Annotated in this window: 18 protein-coding genes and 1 pseudogene; 7 read left to right on the top strand and 12 right to left on the bottom strand. The window is 59.0% G+C overall.

Translation table 11 applies throughout. The features are described 5' to 3' along the window. Positions 1-8 precede the first annotated feature (8 nt). Together JQ507_11575 and JQ507_11570 are read right to left on the bottom strand one after the other, a co-directional pair. Positions 9-668 carry a sugar transferase gene (locus tag JQ507_11575; GenBank protein ID QRI72061.1) on the bottom strand — a complete coding sequence of 220 codons (660 nt, stop codon included), beginning with the start codon at positions 666-668 and terminating at the stop codon, positions 9-11. Continuing rightward, a complete protein-coding gene (locus JQ507_11570) occupies positions 655-1,803 on the bottom strand; it encodes a Gfo/Idh/MocA family oxidoreductase (protein ID QRI72060.1) in 1,149 nt (382 codons plus the stop codon). The genes JQ507_11575 and JQ507_11570 overlap by 14 nt, the downstream gene beginning before the upstream one ends. Before the next feature lie 687 nt (positions 1,804-2,490). Here JQ507_11570 and JQ507_11565 point away from each other — a divergent pair. The 3 genes from JQ507_11565 to JQ507_11555 all read left to right on the top strand — a co-directional run bounded on the left by JQ507_11565 (position 2,491) and on the right by JQ507_11555 (position 7,133). Beyond that, entirely contained in the window at positions 2,491-4,251 is a 1,761-nt protein-coding gene (locus JQ507_11565; protein ID QRI72059.1) for a hypothetical protein, read from the top strand. 379 nt (positions 4,252-4,630) lie between these two features. Beyond that, the gene (locus tag JQ507_11560; protein QRI72058.1) at positions 4,631-5,893 is read left to right on the top strand and encodes a nucleotide sugar dehydrogenase; all 1,263 of its coding nucleotides are present in this window, start codon (positions 4,631-4,633) and stop codon (positions 5,891-5,893) included. Further along, the gene (locus tag JQ507_11555; protein ID QRI72057.1) at positions 5,874-7,133 is read left to right on the top strand and encodes a glycosyltransferase family 4 protein; all 1,260 of its coding nucleotides are present in this window, start codon (positions 5,874-5,876) and stop codon (positions 7,131-7,133) included. The genes JQ507_11560 and JQ507_11555 overlap by 20 nt, the downstream gene beginning before the upstream one ends. 195 nt (positions 7,134-7,328) lie before the next feature. Here the strand turns inward: JQ507_11555 and JQ507_11550 are convergent, their stop codons facing one another. The 3 genes from JQ507_11550 to JQ507_11540 form a co-directional block, all read right to left on the bottom strand. Further along, complete coding sequence (locus tag JQ507_11550; protein ID QRI72056.1) at positions 7,329-8,237, bottom strand: heparin lyase I family protein; 909 nt, start codon at positions 8,235-8,237, stop codon at positions 7,329-7,331. Between the two features lie 350 nt (positions 8,238-8,587). Further along, entirely contained in the window at positions 8,588-9,745 is a 1,158-nt protein-coding gene (locus tag JQ507_11545) for a glycosyltransferase family 4 protein (GenBank protein QRI72055.1), read from the bottom strand. A gap of 150 nt (positions 9,746-9,895) precedes the next feature. Continuing rightward, positions 9,896-10,783: a hypothetical protein gene (locus JQ507_11540; protein ID QRI72054.1), complete on the bottom strand. Its 888-nt coding sequence runs from the start codon at positions 10,781-10,783 to the stop codon at positions 9,896-9,898. 423 nt (positions 10,784-11,206) lie between these two features. On the opposite strand from JQ507_11540, the gene JQ507_11535 reads away from it, so the two are divergent. Then, positions 11,207-12,469: a beta-lactamase family protein gene (locus JQ507_11535; protein QRI72053.1), complete on the top strand. Its 1,263-nt coding sequence runs from the start codon at positions 11,207-11,209 to the stop codon at positions 12,467-12,469. Positions 12,470-12,536: 67 nt separating this feature from the next. Here the strand turns inward: JQ507_11535 and JQ507_11530 are convergent, their stop codons facing one another. From JQ507_11530 to JQ507_11510, 5 genes are all read right to left on the bottom strand, one after another. Next, positions 12,537-13,991, bottom strand: coding sequence for an oligosaccharide flippase family protein (locus JQ507_11530; protein QRI72052.1), 1,455 nt, complete (start codon positions 13,989-13,991; stop codon positions 12,537-12,539). Positions 13,992-14,283: 292 nt separating this feature from the next. Beyond that, complete coding sequence (locus JQ507_11525) at positions 14,284-15,507, bottom strand: glycosyltransferase (GenBank protein ID QRI72051.1); 1,224 nt, start codon at positions 15,505-15,507, stop codon at positions 14,284-14,286. 303 nt (positions 15,508-15,810) lie between these two features. After that, a complete protein-coding gene (locus JQ507_11520) occupies positions 15,811-16,575 on the bottom strand; it encodes an FkbM family methyltransferase (protein ID QRI72050.1) in 765 nt (254 codons plus the stop codon). A gap of 507 nt (positions 16,576-17,082) precedes the next feature. Next, positions 17,083-18,426, bottom strand: coding sequence for an O-antigen ligase family protein (locus tag JQ507_11515; GenBank protein QRI72049.1), 1,344 nt, complete (start codon positions 18,424-18,426; stop codon positions 17,083-17,085). Between the two features lie 124 nt (positions 18,427-18,550). Next, on the bottom strand, positions 18,551-19,624 hold the full coding sequence (locus JQ507_11510) for a hypothetical protein (protein ID QRI72048.1): 1,074 nt from the start codon (positions 19,622-19,624) through the stop codon (positions 18,551-18,553). A gap of 643 nt (positions 19,625-20,267) precedes the next feature. Between JQ507_11510 and JQ507_11505 the strand changes: the two genes are divergently transcribed. After that, complete coding sequence (locus tag JQ507_11505; GenBank protein ID QRI72047.1) at positions 20,268-21,650, top strand: polysaccharide biosynthesis/export family protein; 1,383 nt, start codon at positions 20,268-20,270, stop codon at positions 21,648-21,650. 133 nt (positions 21,651-21,783) lie between these two features. On the opposite strand, the gene JQ507_11500 is transcribed toward JQ507_11505, so the two are convergent. After that, positions 21,784-24,558, bottom strand: a complete 2,775-nt coding sequence (locus JQ507_11500) for a hypothetical protein (GenBank protein ID QRI72046.1) — start codon at positions 24,556-24,558, stop codon at positions 21,784-21,786. A 546-nt stretch (positions 24,559-25,104) separates the two neighbouring features. Here JQ507_11500 and JQ507_11495 point away from each other — a divergent pair. Both JQ507_11495 and JQ507_11490 read left to right on the top strand, forming a co-directional pair. After that, positions 25,105-25,224 (top strand): annotated as a pseudogene (locus tag JQ507_11495) (hypothetical protein). Positions 25,225-25,649: 425 nt separating this feature from the next. Next, positions 25,650-25,838, top strand: a complete 189-nt coding sequence (locus JQ507_11490) for a hypothetical protein (protein ID QRI72045.1) — start codon at positions 25,650-25,652, stop codon at positions 25,836-25,838. Between the two features lie 231 nt (positions 25,839-26,069). Here the strand turns inward: JQ507_11490 and JQ507_11485 are convergent, their stop codons facing one another. Next, complete coding sequence (locus JQ507_11485; GenBank protein ID QRI72044.1) at positions 26,070-26,276, bottom strand: hypothetical protein; 207 nt, start codon at positions 26,274-26,276, stop codon at positions 26,070-26,072. Between the last annotated feature and the right edge of the window lie 163 nt (positions 26,277-26,439).

The following is a 26,439-nucleotide window of genomic DNA, read 5'->3' as shown; positions in this document are numbered from 1 at the left end:
TTGAGAACCTATCGAGCGCCGTGGCCCCGCAGCACCGCGGGAACTGTCAGAGCAATTAACTTCAGGTCGGTCCACAGGGTCCAGTTCATCGCATATTCGACATCCATCTCGAGCATCGCCTCCGGGCAGAGTCGACCGCGGCCACGAACCTGACAAAGTCCGGTGATGCCGGGCTTCACGAGATGACGTCTGTGATGCCATTCGCGGAAGTACTCAAGTTCATAGGGAATCGCTGGCCGTGGACCGACAATGCTCATTTCGCCTCGCAGTACGTTGAGGAGTTGCGGTAGCTCGTCGATACTGGTTCGCCTCAGCAACCGCCCCACACGCGTCACTCGGGGATCATCTGTCAGCTTGTAGGGGGCATTGGGGTCGTTCGAGAGAACCTCCTTCGCCCAAGCCCGCCGAATGGCGTCGCGATGGACGTTCTCGTCGGCCTCATGACGTAGCGTCCGGAACTTGAAGCAATTGAACCGCTTCTCGCCCAGCCCGACCCGGCGTTGGCAAAAGAACGCCGGCCCGGGACTGTCGAGGCGGATCGCCACCCAGACCGCGACAAGTACAGGGGCGAGTATCAGGATCGCGGTGATGCTGACCGCAATGTCCAGCACCCGCTTAACGAATTCCCGCGGGATCGCCTTCCATCGCACGGCTTCATCCAACGACAATTTCGGCGGCCCCCGCCGACGCGTTCCGCCGCAAAAACGCCGGTTGATGTGTCGCGCCGACACGGTGCTCCTGGTTGAGCCGTAGACACTCCGATGCAGCTTCGAGCGCTTCGACAACCCGCAGGCCATGTGCACCGCTCGCAACGGGCTGTGCGCCAGTCTTGATCGCGTTGACAAAATCGAGCAACTCGAGCTTTAGCGGCTCGCTGCTCGATATCGCGGGGATATGTACGTCGCCATGATGATAGGCTGACTGGAAGTCGGCGTACGAGTCGCCGTTGATCCGCGGCCTGAAGCGCTTCTGATAGACGCGCACCTTCTCCGACGGCTCCACGTCGTCGAACACCAGCATCGCATCGCTTCCGACGACCGTGACCTGGCGCACCTTGACGGGGTCCAACCACGAAACGTGCACATGGGCGGTCGGTCCGCTCTTGAAGCCCAACTTTGCGTAAACAACATCCTCAACTTCCGGCAAGACGTGCGCGCAGCCCCAGGCGCCGATGTTCTGCGCGGCTTCCTCGAGCAGGAAGAAGATGATGGAAAGGTCGTGTGGCGCCAAGTCCCACAGGACGTTGGCATCGGGCCGGTAGAGACCGAGATTCAGGCGCCGCGAGTCGATGTAGTAGAGTTCGCCGAGAGAGCCGCTCCGGATCATTTGACGCATGACACTCACCGCCGGGTGATACTCGAACGTGTGCCCAACCATCAGCACACGCTCCCGCTCCTCGGCTATCGCAATCAGTTCGCGACAATGCGCGCTCGTCATGGCCAACGGCTTCTCGACGAGCACGTGCTTTCCGGCCTGGAGCGCGGCCCGCGCCATCTCAAAGTGCGTCACGGCGGGGGTGGCGATAATCACGCCGTCGATGGAAGAGTTATTCAGGATCGCGTCGATATCACGCGCAACAGCGACAGAGGGATACTGTGACTTGATGTATTCCAGCCTGTCAGAGCCCATGTCGACGGCCATCGACACTCTTGCGCCGATATCGTGGCCAACGCGGATGTGCTTTGCGCCCCAGTAGCCGCAACCGATGACTGCGAGCGATGGCTCGGCTTTTGCGGTCAAAATTTCCGCGCCGGCGGCCTGGTTGTGAGTATGAACGAGTTTGGAAAATAATTGTTTCGACATGTTTTGCCACGATCACGCCAGAGGAAAGCAATGGTGAACGTCAGTATCCTTACGAGCACGGTTATCTCGCCATGATGGCTCCCTGTTTGAAGGCCTTAGCGTGCGTTCGAGCAGGATAGCCGGTTGAGCGCGCGCGCCGCTGTAGAACACGGATTATGACCCACGCCCATCGGGGGTACCCCCGCCCTTGCAGCGGGAGCCGGAGAGCTTCGCACGTTGCGCAATGGCCGGACCGGGTGCGTCAAAGAGTTGGCGCACCGCGTTGTAATGCATCGCCTTTTCGGCTTTCAATGCCGGCTGGCGAGTTCGGACAGAGATCAACAGCACCTGGCCGTCCTCGCATCAGGCCTGCGGGAATGCCTGACGTCCTGATTCGTCTGCGGCACCCCGGGGGATCGTCTTGTGCCCGAGGCAGGGCTCGCGCCAAATGTCAGCGCTGCGAATGAAAATCCACGCTCACGTCGGGATTCACAAATCGCCCCACCACGAGGGGCCAGATCGGATCATGACAAGGTCGTCCTATCGCCTACCGCGGATTAGTTGGCCGGAGCGACCATTGCGCATCTGTCCTTCGGTGGAAACGTGGCGCCCCTTCGTATAGGACTCCTCAAAACTGCTGCAGAAGCGCGGGGGCACGAATGATCTCCGGAAGGCCTGACGGCCTTACCAAGAGATGAGGCCCCCCGGATGAACATTGACGCTATGGACAAAGGCTCCTCGATCGCACTCCTGCTCCGCGGCGACGTACCATCGCCCAATGATTGCAACCTGGCGGCAATTCTCGATTTCTTTGAAATTCCATGGACGGCGCTGACAGTCGCCGAAGCGGACGGTAACCATGCAGCCGCGCTGACAGCAGGCCATCCGCAGTTCTCTATCCTCGCTTCCGCGCCCTGTCTCGCCCAAGTCCTGCAGCGCTGCAAGACAGAGGCGCTTCCGGCCTGGCTGGCAGCGGCCAGTTCGATCTTCGTTTATGGATTTCAAGCCGCAGATCCCTGCAGGGCTCTGTTGCGCCAGATCACTGGAGACCCCGAGGCGGAGATCCGCGGCTCTGGCCAGTCCCCAATGACCGTATCGGTCACCGATGCTCTTCCCGAAATCTGCGGCCCAATGTCGGGACTACAGATCCAAGTGGAGCGCGCCGCCGCCGATACCGCGCTCGTCATTCATAATGGCAACGTGCAGAGCATCGTGGGTGCTCCCGAGGGCGACCTGTTTGTCGGGTTCACATATTCCGGTGTCCGCTTCTTTGCCGGCTCTTCCCCGGCGATGGTGGACATTCACGAACGCACCGCAACGTATTTTGATGTGAAGAAATGCTTCGCCGGCGCGGTACCAATTGTCATGTATCTGAAGTGGGCGTTCCGCGGCGTTTGCGCGACGACCGCAGAGACAAGCGCTTGCCTGATCATTGACGATCCGCCTCTGTGGCCACGGTACGGTCTCCTCGATTTTAGCGAACTGCTGCAGCTGGCTGACAAACTGACATTCGCAACGACCATCGCCTTTATTCCATGGAACTGGCGACGAACAAATCGCGACACTGTTGCCGCCTTCCAGAAAAGCAGTGGGAAACTGTCCGTCTGCGTGCACGGCTGCGATCACACACGTGGTGAATTTGCAGCCCGCTCACCTGAGGAGCTCGACCGAAAGCTGAAGACCGCGCGACTTCGGATGCAGGCCCTTCGCGACAGGACTGCGCTCGACCACGAAAACGTGATGGTTTTCCCGCAAGGGGCATTCTCGCCTGAGGCGGCCTCGGCGCTCAAGCGAAATGGCTTCGTCGCGGCCGTTAACACAGAGGTCGCACCAGCCGATGACGCGCTGAACGAAACGACACTCGCAGATCTCTGGAGTGTTGCCATCGTCAGGTATGGGAGCTTCCCAATTTATACCCGACGATACATGCACCACGGCGTCGAAAACTTCGCGTTTGACGGACTCCTGGGCAAGCCGTGCTTTATTGCCGGGCATCACGACCTTCTCCGCGGCCACGGTAGCGAACTGGCGGCATTTCTCCGGCAGCTCGCATCCTTGCGATGGAAACTCCGCTGGCGCCCGCTCGAGGATGCCGTTTGCCACAGCTACAGCATTCAATCCAACGGCAACGCAACCGTCGTAAAGATGCTGGCCGAACGACTCCTCTTCGAGAACAGCGGGGCGATGACGCGACGGGTCTGGATCATGAAACAAGAACCGCAGGCCGCTTACTTGAAGGGCGTCCAAGTCAACCAAGGCATGGTCGCGTACGAATACATCGATGGACATGTTCGACTGATGATTGATGTCCCTCCCGGCGGCTCTGCGGACATACGGTGCGTTTATCACGAACAGCTGGATGCCTCGCCGGCTTCAGAACCGATCCGATACCGGTTCGGGGTGGCCATTCGGCGATATCTATCCGAACTTCGTGACAATTACGGCTACCTGCTTCGCATTCGCGCCTAGCCGGAGACGAACCAAAGAGACCTATCCAGCCGCTCCGGGCCGGCTGATCGCTCAGCGATGCTCACAATCAATCAACTTCCATCGCAATCATGACGAAGCCTTTCCGGTCCGCCTTCTCCTGCCGCAATCGGAATAGGTAGCCCGAAAAAGTAGGCGCTCCGCCGGCCTAAACGCATACAATTGGGCACAGGTTTGAAGTCCTCGTTATTGTGATCCCAAGTTAGAGACCTCGCGCACTTTGGAGGGAATTGCGGATGCCTGACACCCATCCAGGGCGCGGGTTCGCAGACCACCCCTGAACGAAACCGTCGACCTTGCAGCCAACCCCTAAGCAGCCGCCGGTGTTGCCAACGCAACCTGGTCAGCGTGATGGATAAAAATGAAAATAGCCGTGTTCGGACTGGGTTACGTGGGCATGACGACAGCCGCCTGCCTCGCCAGGCAAGGCCACGAAGTCATCGGCGTCGACATCAGCGATGAAAAGGTCGCGATCGTCAACTCGGGGAAATCGCCAATCACGGAACCCGGCCTCGATCAACTTGTGGAGTCCGCCGTCAGAAAGCGCTTGCTGAGTGCAACGAAGGACGCGAGCGGGCAGCTCGACAGCTGCACATTGGCAATAGTGTGCGTGGGAACGCCAAGCGCGCCGGACGGATCCCACAACATGAGCTTTGTCGCTGAAGTCTCCCATCAGATCGCGGACCTCATCGGGCCCACGCGCACGACGACGTTAACCGTCGTATTTCGTTCCACCATGCGGCCCGGCACAATCGAGGATCTGGTCCTTCCGATCTTCGAGAGCACGTTGAACGGCAGGATCGACCTCATCGAGGTCGTCTACAATCCCGAATTCTTGCGCGAGTCGGTGGCGATAGAGGATTTCTTCAATCCACCGAAGATCGTGATCGGAACGAGAGACGGGGAACGGTGCACGGTCCTCGACGAATTGAACGCGAACATCGCGGTGCCGGTGTTCTACACGACCTATCGTACGGCGGAGATGACCAAATTCGTCGACAATTCGTTTCACGCAGTCAAGATTGCCTTTGCCAACGAAGTCGGTCGCGTTTGCGACAAGCTCGGCATTAGCGCGACCACCGTTCACAAGATTTTCGTTTCTGACACCAAGCTCAACATCTCACCCTACTATTTGAGGCCGGGCGGCGCATTCGGCGGTTCATGCTTGCCAAAGGACGTTCGCGCGCTCCAGTACATCGCAAGCGACGTTGGCGCGCATACCTGGCTCGTGGACTCGGTACTCAGGTCGAACGATGAGCACAAGAATTTCCTGTTTGAGAATTGCCTAAAGGCGGTTCAACCCGGCGGACGGGTGCTTATGCTGGGGCTCGCGTTCAAGGAGAACAGCGACGATCTTCGCGAGAGCCCCAATATCGACCTGGCTCGCAAATTCCTCCGCTTGCATATCGGCCTGTCGATCTACGATCCACATGTCGAGCCATCGAAACTGCTGGGGCAGAACCTTGGCTACGCGTTCTCCAATTTGCCCGCGCTCCGCAAACTGCTGATCCCGAAATCGACCGCTGAATCGGAGCTGTTCGACCTTGTCATTGATACCAGAGGGTGGGCGAAACAAATGGCGCTGAATGCAAAGCGGGTAATTGATGTCAACACTCTCTCGTGACGACGCCGTTACGCGCGAATCCGAATTGGCGAGCGTTGGCTCGGTTTGTGGCCGAGTGCTGATTATCGTCGAAAATCTTCCAGTACCGTTCGACGGCCGGGTATGGTCGGAAGCGAGCACGTTGGCGCGGCATGGCTACGAGGTGTCCGTGATCTGTCCCAAGGGACCGGGCGCAACGGCCTCGTTCGAGATGCTCGAGGGAATCGCAGTCTATCGCCACTGGATGCCTGAAGAAGGCCGTGGGGTGCTGGGTTATGCGGTCGAGTACAGCGTGGCGCTGTTCTGGGAATTCGTGTTGAGCGTGAGAATTCTGGCCACGCGCGGATTTGATGTGATCCATGCGTGCAATCCGCCCGATCTCATCTTCCTGGTTGGTGCATTTCATAAGTTTCTGTTCGGAAAGTCCTTTGTTTTCGATCAGCACGACGTCAATCCTGAGCTCTACGAGGCGAAATTTGGACGTCGTGGTTTTCTTTGGCGCGTCATGGTTCTGCTTGAACGCGTTACGTTCGCATTGGCGGACGTATCGATCGCGACCAACCAATCGTATCGCTCGATTGCGATCGAGCGGGGCCGAATGAGCCCCGATCGCGTGTTCGTTGTCCGCTCCGCTCCGAATGTTTCCCGCGTTCGCTCGCTTCCACCCGACCCCGCCTGGAAGAAGGGGCGCAAGTATCTCGTCGGATATGTCGGTGTTATCGCGAGACAGGAGGGGCTCGACCTGCTGCTGGATTCAATCAAGCACATCCGCAGCATTCGGAACCGCGATGATATCCAGTTCGTGATCGTCGGAGGCGGACGCGAATTGGAGGAGCTCAAGAAGCTCGCAGTGGCGCTAGAACTGGACGATGTGGTCACGTTCACGGGCCGGGTCGATGACGATACGCTATTCACAATTCTGTCGACGGCGGACGTCTGTGTAAATCCGGACCGCCCCAGTTCGATGAACGACAAATCGACGATGCACAAAATCATGGAGTACATGACGTTGGGCAAGCCCATCGTCCAGTTTGATCTCACGGAAGGCCGCTTTTCCGCAGGAGAGGCATCGTTGTATGTCCAGAATGCGGACACCGCCGAGTTCGGCGATAAAATACTGGAGCTTTTGGAAGATCCGGCGCGGCGCGAAGCCATGGGCGCATTCGGTCAGAGCAGAATTAATGGCGAACTCGCCTGGCATCACGCATCGACGAAGCTTCTGGCCGCTTATGAAAAGGTATTCAAGCTGAGGGGCAAATAGGGAAACTTGTTCTCTCCGCGCTTCAGCTGACGCGTGATCCCCGTCGCAGAATGCCCATAGTTCAGACCACCTGAGTATCGCCGAAGTGGCCGCTTTGCGCGGGTACGCCAAGGCGACTGGCAGACCGGCTCCGCTCGGCAGGCCACATCGGTCCGGGCTCGGGAGCTGAGCCGCAGTGACGCTGCGCAGCGCGGGTCATGGCTGCCCTGACGATATGGGCGTTAACGAGCCGCTCGTTATCGTCAAACGCCGATAATTGACGGCAGCAATCTCGGGCGCCGACGACCGATAAATTCCGTATCCCCAATTGGTGCCGACCCCATAGCCTAGCGGTCCGCTGTAGTTCACGACCGGTGCCGCATCGATCCAGACTTTCAGGTAACCAGTGGCATCATTCGAGAATCGGGCCTGCACTTTCACGTCGTGATACTGGCCGGTCACGACCGGGGTCGGGTCGGTCCAGAGCGTCTTGGTGACGACGAAGCCCGCACCGTTGCTCGGGCTCTTGCCGGGCGGACAGTAGCGTACGAGCACCTGCAGGTGATCGCCTTGCATATTCAGCGCGACCGGAGGTGAGGTTCCCACACCCGAGGCGTCGTCGTCGTTGTGCCACTGTCCGACGATGAACCAGCCGGTCGCGCTGTTCACGAACGCTCCGTTGCTGCCGTTCGCCTCCACCATGAACTGGTAGGTAAGCGTGATGGGCGTGCCGGCAGGATAGGTCACCGCGGAATTGATCTCGGCACGATCGACAGACGCGCTGTCGTACCAGGCATAGTCGCCCTTGTGGACCTCGAAGCGCAGGGTTTGAGGAGCAGGATTGGTCAGACTGTAGCTCTGGTCAGCAACGTGAACGCCGTAGGCATCCTCGCCGATCTGAAAGCGGGTTCGCGGCTTGCCGGAGAACGACGTGATCGACGGAGCAGCTGTTCTTGTACTAGCCGTACTCCCGTTGGCGCCAGCAACAGTGTCAATAGCGGCGGACGGCCCCTCAGCCAACAGCTTCCTCTGATCACTAGCATCGGCGCCAAGCGCCGTCGATCCACCAGCGATATTTGCCACACTCCCAGTCAGCGCAAAGATGAAGGGCAAGACTATCTTCATTGCTATCCCTATTCGACCAGCTACTGTCATAAAATGCACGTCGTCACATCCAAAGGTAACCTATTCAATTCTCGACGCAATTTTTCACCGGATTCAATCGACGGAAAATAAGGACTACCGCCGGGCGCGAGTTCCAAAGAAATGATCGCTGCGCCCAGAAGCGCAGCTAAGCGCACATGCCTGCTAGCGGACCATGCCACCAGAGCGTTCGATGGCTGTTGTGCCGATAAGGCCCCTGTGGCGCTTGTTGACGCCGGACGCAGAACCGCCGGCCGGATTCAGCTGAACGGCTCACCGCACGGCGTCCTGGTTTACTCGTCCCCAATCTGGATGCGCAACGAGCGAGCCGCTCAGTTCAGAACAGTCGCGCCCGAGCCTTTTGACCCGGCGACAAGAGGCGTCAAAGCCGCCATCAACTCGTGCGTCTTTACCGCCGGGGAGTGATTGGCCTTGACGTAGATCTGACATCGCCGGCTGAGTGCGTCGTATTCACCCGCGTCCATATTCCAAATCGCACTCACGGAATTGGAAAGCTCCAACTCGTCTTCGACCGATGCACCCAGCATATGACGCTCGACAATCGAGTCCGGATCAACATGCCGACGCGTCACGATGGGGGCACCTACGGCGAGCGCCTCCAGAAACGCGTTCGAGAATCCCTCGAAATCCGACGTACAGAGGAGCATCGTTGCTTCTGACAGAAAGCGCTGGACGTCCGCTCGCCTGACATAGCCAACCAATTCAACGTTCGGCAGCTGACGCAAACCATTCACGGCGTCCAGCGTCGATTGATCAGTGTTCGGTGACGTCATCCCCGCCACGCGGAAGTTGACGGCCGGCAGGGCCTGAGCAATCCGGAACAGCAGAGGCAAGTTCTTCGGATAGCGGAAGACACCGAGCCAGGCAACGTATCCACGCTTCGTGCGCGGCAGAGGGGCAGCCGCATCCTCTGCTACAGCAAACGGATTGTGGAGAACGTGCACTGGCTTGCCCGGAAAGAGCGCTGCCAACTTTCCGCGCTGATACTCATTCTGACAGAGAAACCCGGCGGTGCGATGCCTGGCCCACGAATAGGATATCCATTCATAGGATGGAAGGAGAGCCTTACATCGCTCGTCGACATCTATGTCGCTTACAACGCGATAAACGAACGGCACCCTTAGTTGGTCCGCCACGAACGCCATCATGGCAGTATGTATCCCACATACGCCTTGCACCAGAACATCCGGGCGATAGCTGCGGGCAGCCGCCAATACTTTCGGAATATATGAATAGAAATACTTCGCGACCCGAATGCCGCGGGCGGGATCGTAAGTTTCGATAAGCTTGATTTGCTGTCCCGAACCCACGTGCTCCAGCGCGCCCTTCCAGGTGAGCACAGCAGTGTCATGGCCGGCGTTCTCAAGCGCGCGAAGCCACACTGCGAGCTCGATCGCCCACCCGCCAATCGGATAGTTCTCATCTCTCATCAGATAAGGAATGGAAAAGTCCATCGAGAGAATACGCACTCAACACCCCGTTCTTAATGGGCCCGTTCCATGAAAAGAAGCTCGGCGACATGAACGCGGCATTGCCCGTGAACGCAAGGTGTATGGCTTCTCAGTTTGTGCAGCCAAAGAGCGAGCCTTGCCTTCATCAAGAAGTTCGATCGTCTCGCGTCAAGCTGCCAACACGATACTTTCAATCTCACTCCCCTCCCGTAGCCTGGCCACCGCCTCGAATTCGTTCGCGTCGTTGAGCCGGAAGAGCGTGCCGTGATTGGTGCCGTCTGCGAGTGTTCGATTCACGATGAGGAACGAGCCGGCACCGACTAGGCGATCCCTGAGATTGCCGACAGCGCCGAGCAACTGCGCATCGTTGAAATAACCATGATTGAGCAGATTTGACACGCGGATCGCGTTGAACCGGCGGCGCAGTTGCGCCGGGTTCGGCGCCAGAATGTCATCGTCGGCAAAGCTCAGACGTGCGTCGTCGCGGGCATGCGGGTTCACCAGGAGTATGTCCTTCGCCTCCCCCCTCGCGTTGGCGAGAGGCAGGAGCGCGCCTGCAAGTGCGTTGAGCGCGGCAACCACGAATCCGGTGCCCTTCAGAAAGTCCCGCGGACCATTCAGATACCAGCGCACCGGACGATTGGCGACGATGTGCTGAAGCACCCTGCCATCACGATCGAGAAGAACATCATATCCCGGCAACAGGCGCAAAAGGCTCCCGCGCATGCACAGATCGCTCGCCAGGATCTTCGCCTCGACGCCGGCACGCGTCAGAGCATCCGCCCATTCGAGCGACGAAATCCCCGACGATACGCCTACGTCCATGATCTGGCTCGGCTTGCTGCCGAGTTTCTTCCACTCACCGATAACCATCTCATTGAGATCATCGAGGCGATGATGATCGGTGGTCTTGTAGGTGCCATTGCGCAGACGAATTGAGGCGAAGAACGCTGCTTCCTGTGTCTGCGTAAAGACATCACCTTCCGTCAGAAAGTCCCTTGCATTCAAAGTCACGCCGCCCCCAAGATCTCCGGAGAAGCGCATCAGAACCGCCATGTATTGTACCCTCCGCCCGGCTCGCTTCTCTCAGGGTCGCTCGAATTCTATCGATTGAACGTCCACTTCTCCTGGTCGTCAACAATCCGCAAGAGCTCGAGTTTCGCCGCGTCGCCATGCCCACAAGCATAATCTTTTGCATCGATACGCGGCTCGACCCTTTCGGATTACCCATTCTCGATCGCTGCTGGAATCCAGACCGGCCGGCTCCAAATGTGCCCCGACCAGGGGAGCTTTGGGAGCTCAGCAATCGTCTGGAGGAGATCTTGGCTTGGCACGGATTGTAGGCGCGCACGGGCAGCAGAGTGCGCCGGCAGCGGCGGCGGTTTCAACGGTTGACGCCATCCCTACCCGGGGTACCGTGTTCTTGCTAGATATGCTCGCCTGGCCCAATCCATTGGCCGCCCGTGGAGCTCCACGTCGATGATTCCCAACGTCGGCCGCATCGCCTTGCTCGTCATCGCAGCAAGCATCGCAACCCTCCCGGCTTCGCTCGCACGAGACGGCGCACTCCCAGGGCGCACCGGCGACTTCGAGCAGCGCCTGCAGCGTATCGTGAATGGACTGCGGGCTGCCACCGCAAGCGAGTCTCCGATGAAACTTGCAGATCGGATGGACGAACTGCACGTTCCCGGCGTCAGCATCGCCGTGGTTCATGACGGCGTCATCGAGGCCCGCGGGTTCGGGGTTGCCACCATTGGTGGTCCGCCTGTGCTTCCTGAAACGCTGTTCCAGGCAGCCTCAATCAGCAAAGTCGTTACCGCTGTAGCAGCGCTCGCGTTAGCTCAGGCCGGAACTCTCGATCTCGATGGCGACGTCAATCGCTCCCTTAAAAGCTGGAAGATTCCCGTTAACTCGTTCACTGATCGAACCCAGGTCACACTTCGAAGACTGCTGAACCATTCGGCTGGCATAACTGTCCCCTACTTTCCGGGATATCCCGTAGGCGCACCAATTCCATCGCTCGTCGACGTTCTCAATGGCGCGTCGTACTATGAGCGCGAACCAAACTTCCTTGCGCGACGGACGGGCCAGCCCACAGCGACGCTGACGAGCGGCGGAACGGCGCCTGTAAACACCGCCCCCATTGTCGTGGATCACGAGCCCGGAACAAAATTCGAGTACTCCAGCGGCGGGTACACGATCGTGCAACAACTGCTCATCGACGTAACCGGGACACCGTTCCCAAAACTACTTGACGAGCTTGTCCTCAAGCCGTTCGGAATGACGCACAGCAGCTTTCTCCAACCGCTACCCATAAATGACGCTCCACTGGCCGCAACGCCCTACCGAGCGGCGGGAGCGCCGGTGCCGGGAGGCCCGCATATCTATCCCGAACTGGCTGCCGCAGGGTTGTGGACGACGCCAACGGACGTTGCGCAATTCGCGCTGGGCGTGGTCCGCGCCTGGAGCGGCCGAGATACGTCCGTGCTGTCCCAGGCCATGACTCTCCAAATGCTCACGCCCGGCCTTGGCAACTATGGACTTGGTCCCATCGTTGTTGGGGTCGCACCGCATCGACGGTTCCTGCATGCGGGCGTCAACGATGGGTTCGTCAGTTTGATGACCATGTTCGAAAACGGAGATGGCGCTGTTATCATGACGAACGGAGATCAAGGCGGCCAGCTGGCTAACGAAATCATGCGGAGCATTGCAGCCGAATACGATTGGCCGATGGCGCACTGACGAATGACCATCGTCCCGCCATGGAGCTCTACCAACTCGCGCCGGCTTCTTCCGCGATCGCGTTGCGTCACGCGCCGAGAACTCCCCATTCTCGCCGAACCTCCGCCAGGGTCCGATAGTATCCGGTCACAAACAACATAGCCGCATAACACACCAGAACCGCGGCCGGCCCAACCAGCGCAGCAACCGGAACCGGCGGCTGCAGCAAATCAACCGAAAGCCGCACCAGCATTGCCGCCAACACCGATGCAACCAAAATCAGCCCAAGGTTCTTCCAATCCTGCAACTTTGCGATCGGAATGCTCATCACCTGGGAAAGTCTTCTCAGAAAGAACACATACACAACGAAGGTTGTTAGTACCGACCCGATCGCCGCCCCCGGCAAACCGTAATACCAGACGCCGGCCAGGCTCGTTAACAGGGCAAAGGGCAGGATCGCAGCTTCATAACGCATGTTGGCCGAGCCCTGTCCGAACACGTTGAGCAGCGTGGTGATCTCAGTCGAGATCAACGTTTGAATCAGATAGATCCGCAGCACGGGAGAGCCACTCACGTACTCCTTCGTAAACAGCAACTGAATGACTTCGTCGGCAAAGACGAACAATGCCGCGATGGCGGGGAACATGACCGCACTGATGATAACGTTGCCTTGGTTGTTCAGGCGCAACAGCTCTTCGTGGCGACCCAATGAATGGAAATGACTCATCTTTGGCAGGAGCAGATTCCCCAGCCCACCTCTCAACACTTCGAACGGCATGAGCAACGTCGTCGCTATTGAAAAGATGCCGAACATGCCTGATGAAAACATCGCTGCGACAATCCATAGTTCCGCCTGCTTCCGTACGCTCCACAGCAGACCGGCCACACCGAACGGGAGGGCGTAGCGAAGCTGTACGCGCAACTGCTCTTTCTCGATCGGAAACAGTCGGATACCGCAATGCCGTACGATAAAGACAGCCAGAAGCCCTACGCGCACGGCAGCGGCAATCAAGGCTGCGATGAGCACCTCTTCAAATCGATGGAACACGACGGCCGCTGAAATGATCAGCGCGGCCCTCAGCACGGATGAAGCCAGGATGGCTTGCGCCTGCCAGCGGATCTGCCCTACGGCGTTGGGCAACACGTCCAACAATAAGCCCAGATTCCAGACGAATAGAAAAATCGCTAGTAGCGCTCCGTGAGCCTGCAGCAGATCTCTCATACCCGATGGAAGGGCAAAACCGAAGGCAAAAACCAGTAGCACCGCAATCATCGTTGTGGCCAGCAGGAACAAGACCGTCTGCCCGACGTAAACCCGCCGCGCCTCCGGACCCAGCCGAACAAAGAAGAAAAGCAGGCTGCGGGGCATGTTGAAGGAGAACAACAGGGCCACCGTCGTTACGAGTAGCCAGAACAGCCGGTATTCACCGAACGCTGTTGGACCAATCGTTCGCACCAGAACGACCGGCGTCAATAGCATGATCACCTGTTCGGTGTATTGCGCAGCCGAGAGTGCAATTCCTTGACGCAGTATCGATGCCATGGATCAGCGACCTCGCGATAGCATCGACCGCCGAACGCTCGAACGGCGGCCCGCATAGCTTGCAAAAAAGCGATCATAACTCACCGACGAACTCCGGAACCGCAGGACTGAAAAACAACGGATCAAGCGAACAAGGACTTGATGACAATGAGCTTGCTCACAGTGCACCTCTCTCGAACCACTTCTCATCAGTCTCGCAAGACCAGTTTGAGTGCACCTCGTCAGACGGCAGCGCCAACCGACATCAAATCATGGACGAACCTGTAAATCATGGACGAACCTGTCGCGGCACTCACAATGAGCCCACGAGCGCATCGAGGTCACGAGCGACCCTGCTCCAGGTATAATGCTCCAGCATCACCTTTCGGGCGCTCTGGATCATGGAGTGTCGACGGCCTTCGTCTTCAATGAGCAACTTGATCGCAGTCGCGACTTTCTCGGGATCGTCGGCGCGCACGTAGTCGACGCCTTCGCGCGCCTTGCCAAGCGCCTCGATGCCTACTCCCGTTGAAACCACGGCCAACCCCATGGCAAATGCCTCAAGTACCTTGTTCTTCAATCCACTGCCAATTCGCATTGGATTTACCATTATCGGATACTCAGCGAGCACTGAACAGATATCGTCGACAAACCCAGTGAGGCGAATACCGTCGTCTCGCCTTGCAGCCTCCAGAAGCCACCCTTCCGCATCTTTGCCCACTACGCACCACTCAATTCCAGCTGGAGCCAGGTACGGTCGATAGACGTCCTGGTAGAAAAAACGAACCGCGTCGCGGTTCGGCTTGAAGGCAAGATTGCCCCAGAATGCCACTCCCCTCCGCTTGGCGACACGCGCATTTGACTCAAATGTCTCTGCCAGGTCGGGCGAGACCCCGTTCGGCACGGTGCTGACGTTCGCAGATCTGCCAGACAGCCTGCATACGGTATCGGAATCTGCTTCATTGACCGTTGTGACATGATTGAACCAATGGGGCAAACAGGCCTCCGCCCTTGCACGGCGCGCGCGCATCACGTGCGCGTCCAGGCGCGATCGCAGTTGCGCGGGCCACGGCGGAAAGAACTGTATCTGTCTGGTCAGCGTTAGAACTTCACTGTCGATGAGATCAAAGAGTATCTTCTTATCGCTCGAGAACGGACGGACGAACTCCGCAAGCACCAGGCAGAAGACGATCATATGAGTGATACTGTGCTCTTCGCAGAAGTCAGCGATGGATTTGGTGATCGCTGAAAGGTGATGGGGATAGGAAAGCGAGTAATAGTCCGAGTCATTTCGACGGAAGTGCCGCTTCAGCGAGGGCCTGTGAGTCGGAAACTTCGGCGTTTCAACGATCTCTTGGAACACATCGGACAAGCCGACCAGACCGCCGCTCGATTCATCCGTCGAACCAAGGTTCACCGTCAAAAGGTAGAGTTCATGCTGCTTCGCCAGTTCGCGACACAAGTGCCACACGCGGAGGTCATGGCCATTGGTTAGGCTTGCGAGCGGCTTATGCGTTACGACCAGGATGCGCGTCACGACAATTCATTGACTTTCGACTGCAGTAGAGCGGACTCAGGCGCAGCATGATGCGACCAGACCATTGGCTCGGCCCCTTCATCCATCCAGTGGAGCCGAGCTTTTCAAGCCGATTTGAGCTCATTTGGCAGTCCGGCGCAACGGCGGGTGACGCTCCCAATGGAAACGTTCCGCCTCGCTCCGTTGCTCTTCGTGAGTAGTACTTTGGCATCGACGGCCGGCGCACGCCAGAACAGGCTGCAACCGGCGGCTCACGCATAGCCGGCACAGTACATGCCGGGCATCGGAACGGTGGCGCGACCTCTATTGGGGCAGCGGACATTCGTCGGGGATAATGAAGAAATTTCCCGTGAAGTTCTTGATACCAGAGCCTGCAGGCTTGAGCACGCCGTGCTCATAACCGTACATCCGATAGCGCTCGCCTTCGAACAGCGTACGAATCTCATCGCGGTTCTTGGGCTTCCATATCTCGCAGAAGATCAGCGGCCGGCAGCGCCGTATCAGCTCCATGCCTCCTTTCAGGACCTCGGCCTCGAACTCCTCGACATCGATCTTGATCGCGTGCACGTCCGTGCGCGTCTTGAGGTCCGGAACGCCATCCAGCGCCTCTATCTTGATCCGGAAGCGGATGCCATCCTTGTATTCGGAATGCCCGTCGTCGACCTGACATAGTGCGTGACGTTTAATACCGCCGATCACGGGCATGATCATGGGAAGCTCCGCAGCCTGACGGCCCAGGCCGCACTCGTGAACTGTCACGTTCGCGAGCGTGTGCCGCGCGACCACGCGCGTCAGACTCTTGAAGTTCTCAGGCCCCGGCTCGAACGCATGAACGCGGGAGCCAGGCTTCGCGGCCGCCAGGAAGTAAGCCGTCACTCCGATATTGGCGCCGATATCAAGGATCACGCCGTCGTCCGGCACCATGCTAAGAAAGTACAGGAAGTCGGCTTCATAACGGAACGCCTTGATCGTGGCGATGCGCATTTGGGCAACGAAGAAGAGATAGTTTTCAAACCCGAGCGCGCCGATGAGCAGGCGCTGCGTGATACGCTTGAGCGAGCCCATCATCGGAGCGCTCCCTGCTCGCCCGGCTTGATCAAGCGACGGTGCATTCCATCGAAGCCCTTCTGCCCGCACTCGGACGGAACTCCATCCGAAGCGTAGGACCTATCGCCGTGCGCGATGAATTCGTGAGACGGCGACGTTTGGCGGATCGCATTGGGCTTACAACCGGGGCGACCGACGAAGCGGGTCGGCACGGTCTCCTCGTCACGGGCACGCTGGCTCCAGACTTCGATCGAGCTGTTGCGAACCGCTATCTCCCGCCCGAACATAGTCATTTGGAATCCATCAAAACACGAGAACTCAACACGGTGAAATATCCCCATTAAGCGGGCTCAATCGCTCCGTTTCAAGAACGCCACTTCGTTCAGGTATGGGGAACTGGAGTTACCCCCACTGGCTTGCGGCCGCGTTTGCGGCACGAGCCACGGCAACAATCGCGCAGATGGTCCACGCCCCCGCTATTGCATCAGCGTCGGCGTGGTAACAGTAGAGATTGCGATGGTCAGCAGCTCATGCCGAGGTATGGCCTGCGCGCGAGGATAAGCGTGCCAGATTGACCATCATCGCGATGAGAAGGAACAGGTACATGTTCTCGAACGATGGAAATACCTCCCGCTCAGTGAACATGCTTATTCCATAGCCGACGATGCACGCAAACAAGGCCCAATACAGGTCGTTATGCAACCGTCGGCCGACGCGCCAAGCGGTCGATATCCCGACGCACATAAGAACCAGAAGAATGCCGGTAGCGATCGCTCCGCAGTCGAGAAAGAAATCGATAATCGCGTTGTGCGCATGAGTAGCCTGTATCAGCGTCCCCGAGTACCAAGCTTCGCTGGTTATTATTCCGGACCGTCCCGCGCCGAACAGAAACAGGCCGAGATCACTCGTCCACTCATTGAGCAGCGGTATCCAAATGAAATCTACGCGGCCAGTGAGCAATTCATCAGCCGACACCTCCGAGGACCCGTCGAAACCAATGGAAAAGATGGCGACCACAGTTGGCGCGATCCAGAGCACGGATGCGATGGCAACCATCGCCGCGCCGACCGCCAGGACGGCGAATTTGCGCTTGTAAAGCAGGATCAGAACATAAGTGCCGACAACGGTCAGAAGCGCGCTACGCGACGAGAGCAGAAGGAGCCCCAAAAGCGACAAGGCGACGGGCACTATCCAGAGTGAGCTGCGAGTAAGCGCTTTGTACAGCAACAAAGGCGCCGTGCAGATGTATATCGTGCCCATCGTATTGTAGTGGATGCCGAAGTAGGATTCGCATAGCGCGTTGACGGAGGCGCGCCCTGAAAGTGCGGCAGATGGATTCATGAGAGCGACGAGGATGAAACTAGCCGACAAGAGCAGAATTGAAACGCAGATTGCGTCGACGACTGTCTCAATCTCAGAAAATGAACGACATCGCTTCAAAATGAACAGAAACGGCAAAATGTAGAACGCCGGAACCATGCCATAGGACATGATGTAATCCAGATAGGACTCTGGAAACACGTCCGGGAGGCGATCATGAAGCAGAGGGGCATTTGGGATTGATCTAGCGAAAGCGATGGCAAAGGTGACGAAGTATAGCAAAAGAACGCGAATGGACGTCCGCTCGATCCTGTCGCTCGCTGACAGGAGCGGGACTTGGAATAGCAGATAGACCAAGACTCCCGCCGACAGCAGGTTGAAGGGCTTGCAGCCTTGTATGCCGAGCAGGTTCGTATTGACGAACGGCACGCGTTGAAACGGCAATATGAAAACGATCGCCAGAAAGAGCCATTTTGCACTTTGGCCGAGCGAATCCGCCTGCGCCCGATGGTAGGGCGTTCGGCCGCCATATCTTACCGCAACGTTGGTCACGGGCCGGCTCCTTGCCCTCCGGCGCAACCGAACTCGAGCGCGCGACTGCTGATCGCCCGATGGCGCCTACCCGACCGCCGTCGAAACCAAATTGTCCCGAGCGTTGAAAACGGCAACTCCACGCTCACCCCGAACCGGTAAGACGTACCGGCCTGGTCTTTGCCGATGTTTCAGATTGATGATCCGGTCGAACTGTGTCCGAGACAGGCCACTCGGCTCTATCATCGTGTGCGCGCAAGAGGTCCCACGCACCGAAGCGCATGTGGCCATCGATCAGATCCTGCGCCACGGCGAAGGCGAGGCCAAGAAGCAGCCCGCCAACGATCGCTATTCCAAGCACACTCTTAGGCTTTGGCGAAGCGGCCCTCAGGGGAGGCAAAGCCTGCGTAATGAGACTCGCGGCAAACACTGGCGTTGACTGTTGTCGCGTAGCCTCCAGCCTGCGCAGCATGTGGCGAAAACTATCATAAGCGCTTTTGGATGATTCCGCAGCAGCGACCAGTCTGTCCATACTGACAGCGGAATCCGAAGCATCTTTTCTGCTTCTGAAGTCCTCGAGTGCCTTTTGCGCAGCTGACGCTTGTATGCTCAATCCGTTCAGTCGATCCCGGACCCACGTCTCGTCTTGCAACGAGCCGCCCTGGTCCATTTGATGAGTAATATACTTTTCCGCGACGGCGTTCAGGATCTGCGCTGCCCGATCAGGATCTCTGGAATCGAAGGTGAGTTCGACGAGATAGGTAGGGCCCACGCGCTTGGCGGAAAGCCTTTGTCCGAACGATTCAACGGCGTAGCGCATCGCGCTACCTGAGCCTTCCGGTCTGGTCCAGCCGAGCAGACGCGATACGGATAGAATGCTGTTACCCTGACCGCCCGCAAATTCCGGGCTCTCTGCGAGACCGAGCTTCTCGATCACGGCGCTCGCAATGCTCTCAGACTTTATGATTCCGATCTGACTTTCAACGATCGTTGCGACTGCCGCTACGTCTCCGGGCGTCGCCTTCGAGTCTACGATAAGTTGCGCCTTGGCAGTAAACGTGGGTACCGCCATGACGAGGTAGAGCATGGCAACGCCAAGCGCTGCGCAACATCCCAGCCCTATGGTCAACAGGCGTCGCCGTACGAAGGTTACCACCGCCAGCAGGGAAATGACCGGCGTAGGACGAAATTCCGGCGGCGGCGGATTCTCCCGATTCACCCAATTATCCGTTGTATTCTGCAACATCTTCGTACCAGCGTTGATAATTTGAATTCTGCTGCAGAGGTGAGGTCAAATGGCCCAAGGGCACTCACCGAAGGACGCACGGTCAGCGGAAAGCACAGCAGATTGACGTGTGGTCGCCGCACCAACTTTTGACAGATGGTGGCCGCGAAATGTGCCGGTATCCGCTGAATTCGCCAAACGGCCATAGACCGGACACGCCGGAGGGTTGGCGGAGGCCGGCAAATTGATCAAGAACGCTTCGTTCATGGACGCTACGATCCAACCGCTCATTTCCCACTGAATCAGTACATTCCGGGTCACAGGTTGGGAAAGGCAATAAATGGGTAATTACGATGGTCCATTGAGCCGCGGCACTACCGGACTAAATTCGAGCGGCAATCCACTCGTTCGCACATCCCAGTGGGTCCGATGCAACTTCAAATTGTCGATCAACAGGGCCGATCAATCGAGAAATGGGCGGGTAGCCCTGTTTCCCAGCAATTGAGGGAAAGAACCTCCGTTTTGCCGATCCGGCCGTCTCGATGGTGACCCGAGCGTCAGCGATGTTGACATGTTGGTACGCCGCGGATTCCGAGCGTTTCACCCTGATGACCAGGTCGTAGAGAAAGTTGCCGTCATGCCGAACTACGCACCGCGCAAGTGTTTCAGAGCCAGTATCATCGGCAACGGCCTCGGCGGTTACATCAAATGGGGCTTGGCGGTCCTCGGCTTGACGATTTCGGTGGCACAAGCAAAGGCCGAGTATCTCGTCAATGTCGGAGACGTCCTGGAGGTCGCGGCGGCTGGCGTGCCGGAGTTGCGATCCCGTGCAGCTGTCCAGACGGACGGGAATATTGCACTGCCGCTCGTCGGTGTGCTTCAGGTAGCGGGCCTGAGCTTGCCGCAGATCCGAACCAAGATCGGCGCCGCACTGGCGAACAAGGTGTTTCGGCAGAGAAGTCCTGAAGGGCGCGAAAGTGTCATCGTGATCGATGCAGATGAAATCACGGCGACCGTAGCGGACTACAGGCCGATATACATCAATGGCGACGTATCGAAGCCTGGCCAGTACCCTTACCTTCCGGCCATCACCGCACGCCAACTCATAGCTGTGGCGAGCGGTTACGACATCATGCATGTCAGAATGAACAATCCGTATCTTGATCTGGCGGACCTGAGGGCCGAGTACGGGTCGCTTTGGACTGAACTCGCCAAAGAGCAGGCGCGCCTGTGGCGTATCAAGACGGAACTCGGAGAGGCGCCCCAGATCGTTCCAAATGCTGCGAAGGACTCGCCGATAGCTCGATCGGCGATTTCAGAAATCTTCAATGCCGAAACTGAGTATTTGAAGGTTAAGCAGAGTGACTATCAGCAGGAGAAGGACTTCATCCAGCGCGGTGTTCGGCAGGGAGACGATGAAGTACGCGTGCTGTCCGAGCAACAGAAAAGGGAAGAAGAAGGATTTCAGTCGGACCAGGACGAACTGCAAAAAGCGCAAGACATGTTCGCCAGAGGAACCTTGACCAGCCCGCGCGTCACGGATGCACGTCGGGCGGTCTTACTGTCGTCAACCAGGAAGTTGCAGACTTCAGCACAGCTGCTGCAAGTCAAGAAGCAGCAGGATGATCTGGTCAGAAGGCTGACAAAGCTCGATGATCAGCGGCGACTTGACCTGCTACGTGAGCTGCAGGACACGAGCTTGAGGCTTAACCAGGTTCGCGAGAGACTGCAGGCCGTGGGTGAGAAGATTCAGTACACTGCGATGGTTCGATCGCAGCTCGTGCGAGGCGCGGGCAGCAAGCCGGACATTACCATTTTCAGAAAGGGTGAGAACGGGCCGGAACAGATTGCCGCGAGCGAGGACACCGAGTTGCAACCAGGCGACACCGTCGAGGTTTCCTTGCGATACCAGGACCTTCCGGACGTCCCTTCCCGAAAGCTAAGCGGTTTGAGTCCCTCATCGGCGACGGGCCGAACTGCCGTGACCGAAGCTGATGCGGCTTCGGCCGGCACCAGGTGATGAGGTCGGCCCGGTCGGTCAAGCCCGCGAGACTAAAGCGCGATGAGATTGGGTTGAATCGCCATCGCGCTGTAGTTCATCGTTTGAGCATGATCTTTTCGGAAAACCGCTTCGCACGTTTCCGGATCATGCTTTAATTGGCGTGTGTCTGTAAGCGATGCAGTGCGTCCAGCCGAGTTTTCGCTTCCTTGATTCCTGCGGCATCTGCCTTGGCGTACAAGGTTCTCGCTTTGCTCGCATCGCCGCGCGTGCCGTAGGTTCCCCATTTCGCGAGAACCAGCGGATCGTAGGTTTCCGCCAGCGCGAAGCTCGCCTGGGCGCTGCCCATCTCGACGGCGCGCTCAAGCACAAGCCGCGCCGCACCGACATCGCCCTGCCGGAGTAGGAAACTCGCGCGCGCGACCAACCCTGCAGCGTCCGCCACTTGCTCGGAAGCAGGCTGAGCGACGGCGCGTGCAGGCGCCAGGGGTGCCGGCTCTGCTACCGGAGTGGCGGCCGCTCCGATCGAGGTGGACTTGTCCGGGCCGGGCGAGCCGGTCGTCAAGACGTCTGGCGCAGCGCCAAGTCCTTTGCGCCCCTGCGCCTCATACGCCTGGATCGCGCTCCGCGACAGGAAGAGGTTCTGCGCCTTTACGTCAGCGCTTTCGGCGCGCAACTGCCTCAACTCGGCAGCACCGGCTTCTACTATCTGTTTCTGCTGCAAGACTTCCTGGCTTGCCTTTGCGGCCCTCGCCGTCTGGGCTTCACTCTCGCGACGCGCTGCCGCGAGGTCCTGTTCCAGCCGCTCGGACCGCTCACGCTCCTTTTGCAGATCCGCCAGGCCGCTCTTCCCTGCCGATGTCAGCCGGGACAGATCCTCGGCTGCTTTGGTTACCAGCGCAGTCTTGGACTCGACGTCGCGCCGCGCTGCCGCCAGATCCTGCTCCAGCCGCGCGGATCGCTCGCGCTCCTTTTGCAGGTCAGCAGCGGCGCTCTTGCCTGCTGCTTGCAGTCGGGATGTTTGCTCGCCTGCTTGCGTCACCAGCGCGGTCTTACTCTCGACATCGCGTCGTGCCGTCGCCAAATCCTGCTCCAGCCGTGCGGATCGCTCGCGCTCTTTTTGCAGGTCTGCGGCAGTGCTCTTGCCTGCGACTTGCAGCCGGGTGGCTTCCTGGCTTGCCTGCGTCACCAGCGCGGTCTTGCTCTCGGCATCACGTCGCGCGGCCACCAGATCCTGCTCCAGCCGGTCAGCGCGCTGACGTGCCGCTTGCAGCAGGTTCTGCGCCTCTGCCGCGCCGTTCTCCCTCTCCCGTTTCAATCGAGCTGCTTCGTCGCTTGCCTTCGCCGCCAGTGCGGCCTGGGCCTCGACATCATTGCGGGCCGCTGCAAGATCCTGCTCCAGCCGAGCCAATTGGCTGAGCTCGTCCGGCGAGGCTTTGTGAGCTGAGGTCGCGCTGCCTTCAGCCGCCCGCCTCAGCTCCGCCACTTCTTCGCCAGCCTTGAGGGCCTGCGCCTCGTGTGCGTAGATCGAACTACGCGCCTGAGAGAGCTCCTGTGCGAGCGCGTCGGCCTTTGCGCGCGATTGCCTCAGATCGACAGCCACAGCTTCCATCGACAGCTTCTGACGCGAGACTTCCTCGCCCGCCCTTGCCGCCAACGCAGTCTGGGTCGCCAGATCACGCCGTGTCGCAGCGAGATCCTGCTCCAGCTGGGCGGACCTCTCTTCCTCCTTTCGCAGGTCCGGCGTTCCGCTCTCACCCGCGGCTTTCGTCGCAAGCGCAGTCTGAATCTCCAGATCACGCCGCGTCGCCGCGAGATCCTGATCTAGCCGCGCAGACCGGTCGCGTTCCCGCTGCAGGGATACCTCCAGCTGTGCTGCGCCGCTCTCTCCCGCTGCCTTCAGCCGGGACGCTTCCTCGCTCGCTTTCGTTGCCAGTGCTGTCTGGATCTCCAGATCACGCCGCGCCGTCGCTATATCCCGCTGCAGCCGCGCAGATTGCTCGCGTTCCTGCTGCAAGTCGGCTGCGTCTCTCTCCCCCGATTGCCTGAGGCGGGACGCCTCCTCGCTCGCTTTAGCCGCAACTGTGGTCTGTGTCTCGAGTTCACCTCGCGCGACCGCGAGATCCTGCTCGAGACTTGCGAACCGCTCCGGGTAGCGAGGCAACCCGGTATCGCTCGCAGCAGCTTGTCCGAGTTCGACAAGCTCTCCTCCAAACGCGCGGGCTTGGGCCTCGTAGGCCAGGATTGCACTGCGCGTCAACGAAAAGCCGCCTGCCGGCATGCCGGCCATTGCGGGCGGTTGTCTTGTCTCGGCTGCGCCGCCCTCCCTGGCTGGCTCCGGCCGCGATTCTTCCTCTCCTGTTTGTGCCGCCGGCGCAGTCCGGATCTTGAGATCGCGCCGCGCCGCCGCGAGATCCTGTTCCAGCGTTCCTGCCCTCTCACGCGCGCGTTGCAGCGCATCCTGCAGCTCCGCGATACCCTGTACGTCCTGCTTCACTAGGGCAGCATTTTCGACGGCCTTCGTGGCCAAGGCAGTCTGGACTTCGAGGTCGTGACGAGCCGCGGCAAGACCCTGCTCCAACATCTCCGCCCGCCCGCGCTCCAGCTCGATCCGCTGCAACAGGCCGATATCGAGCCTTGCAGTTGAGAGATCGCAGGACAGGCTCTCACCCCAATTGGGTTCCTCCGAGGCAAGCCCACTCTGGGCGCTCGCTCCCTGCACGATCAGCACCGACCGTTTGTTATCGCCTCCGTCCCGCGGCGCGGCTTTGGACTCGCCGTCCTCCGCCGCTGCAGCAGAATTGAGATCGCGAAGAGCCACGGCTTGCCGCGTATCCGCCGCAAGACGCACGGGATCGGTCTCCGCCAGTGTCGCAACGGGTGCCCACGCGGTTGCGAACACGGCGACGGTCGTCGTCCACAAGAGCACGGGCCGTGCTCCCCTGAGCAGGCGTCGCGGCGACGCGCCCGCGGTTTCGCAGGGAGGGCCTACTTCATTGTCGAGGAGAACCGTCCGATCCATCCGCAATCACCTTTCGTATGGCGACGCGATCTGGCGAGGTGCGACATTGGGTGCCCTACCTCGGCGCGCCCTCGAGTAAGCCTCCGCGGGGCCGATCGTGCTGGCATTCATCGTCACTTGCGGCTCCGGCTGTCGCTCTCGCCGTAACTGACGAGACGCCGCAGCTTGCGCCAGCGCATCCACGCTAAACCGCGGTATGTTCGTGAGCACCGGCGCCGCCATTACAACGTGACGGGCGTAACCCGCCCTTTGCGGTCCGTGCCACTGCTACGATCACTTTACCCATCGGGCTCTGCCTTCGCCGATCCGAAATTTCGTCGTAGTTTCGTGCAGTTCGCCCGCGCGCGCTATTTCCCCCCATGGAGGAGCCCACCTACTCCTTCCGGAGTATGCCTGCCTGCCGCGACCTGACGCCGCAATAGCCGGAGCATCACCTCACGCGAGAAGCGCCGCGCAGCGCACCGGCTCGAAAATCCCGGCAAGATCCAACTCGAACTGATCGAGGTGAAGACCGGCATCTATCTCGCCGAGGACGACATCATCCGCATCGAGGACGACTACCGGCGCAGCTGATCAGATGGGCATTCAGTGCCGGCTTGCCGCCGGCCAATCCGTATCTGAGCCGCGATGCCGCGATCGGCCTTAATGGCGTGAGCTTCTACAGGAAGGGATGCGCATGAGATGGTATCCAGAACGGCATGTTAGGAAGGCAAATGGTGGTTGCTGGAGTTCATCGCGATGTCGGGCGGCTCTGCCATAGCCTTAACCAAACTCCGTGTTCGACAGCGTACCTCGGAATTTCTGGCCGGCCTCTTGCAAAGCAGAGTAATTATTCGGTGCTCGCTTCATTGCAGCGGAAGTAAATTGTTCATTGCCCGACTTTGATCGTACCGCAAGAAGCGGACCAAGACGTCCACTTGATATTGCGGGAACCCTTTCGGTTTTAGAATCACGACCGAAAGGCTCTCACCTATTTCCGGTCCCGCATGGAGATCAAGATGACCGACGAGCAGTTGATGCGCCTGAAAGTCTACGGCAACAACGTCCAGCGCTATCGCCGATTGCTCAATGGCAACCTGACCGAAGAGGAGCGGCAGTTCGTCGAAAGGCGCCTCACGGAAGAACAGACGGCGATCCAGAGGCTGAGGGCGGATGCCCTCGTACTTGGCACCTCAAAGGCGATCTGAAGAGGCTGCTTCCTGCGCCAGACCGCCATTCCCGGGTCGTTCCGTCGCAGCCGCCAAGCGATGCCTCGCTCAATGCCCTGCTACCGAAGTTGAATTCCGCTGCGGCCGAAGTTTTCCCTCACCGATGCGCCGTTACTTCGCCGCACCTTGTTCACGTTGCCCAACTCTGTTCCTATACCTTATTAGGTAACACGGATGTCATTTGTTCCTTCTTTGTTCAACAATGGTCCATCACCGGCGAGGATTGGGCGCATTGGTCGGGAGCGCGTCCGTCAATGATTGCTTCACGAGTTCCGCCCGCTCCTTGGTCAGCTTCTCAGCGAAGCTGCCGTATTTTTCGAGCTGCGCTGGCCCCTTGAGTTCTCTGTCGTAAACCATCCAGTCAGTGGTTCCTCTTCGAACGAGGAATCTGGCCGTTAGCGGCGGCGTGTGGTTCAAAGATTATCTCCTAATTGATCGAGCCACCGGTCTCAAAAAAATGCACACCGGGTGACGGCCTATTCCTGAACTGGGACACTGAAAATCCCAGTAGCGCTCACACTGCAAGGCGCGTGCCCATAAGCTACTCCTGCGGCTGATCGCGACGCGCCGCCATGGCGGC

The sequence above is a fragment of the Bradyrhizobium sp. PSBB068 genome, from assembly GCA_016839165.1.
Classification (GTDB): domain Bacteria; phylum Pseudomonadota; class Alphaproteobacteria; order Rhizobiales; family Xanthobacteraceae; genus Bradyrhizobium.
The sequence above is the reverse complement of the archived record's forward strand: the minus strand, read 5'-3'. Positions and strand labels throughout refer to the sequence as shown.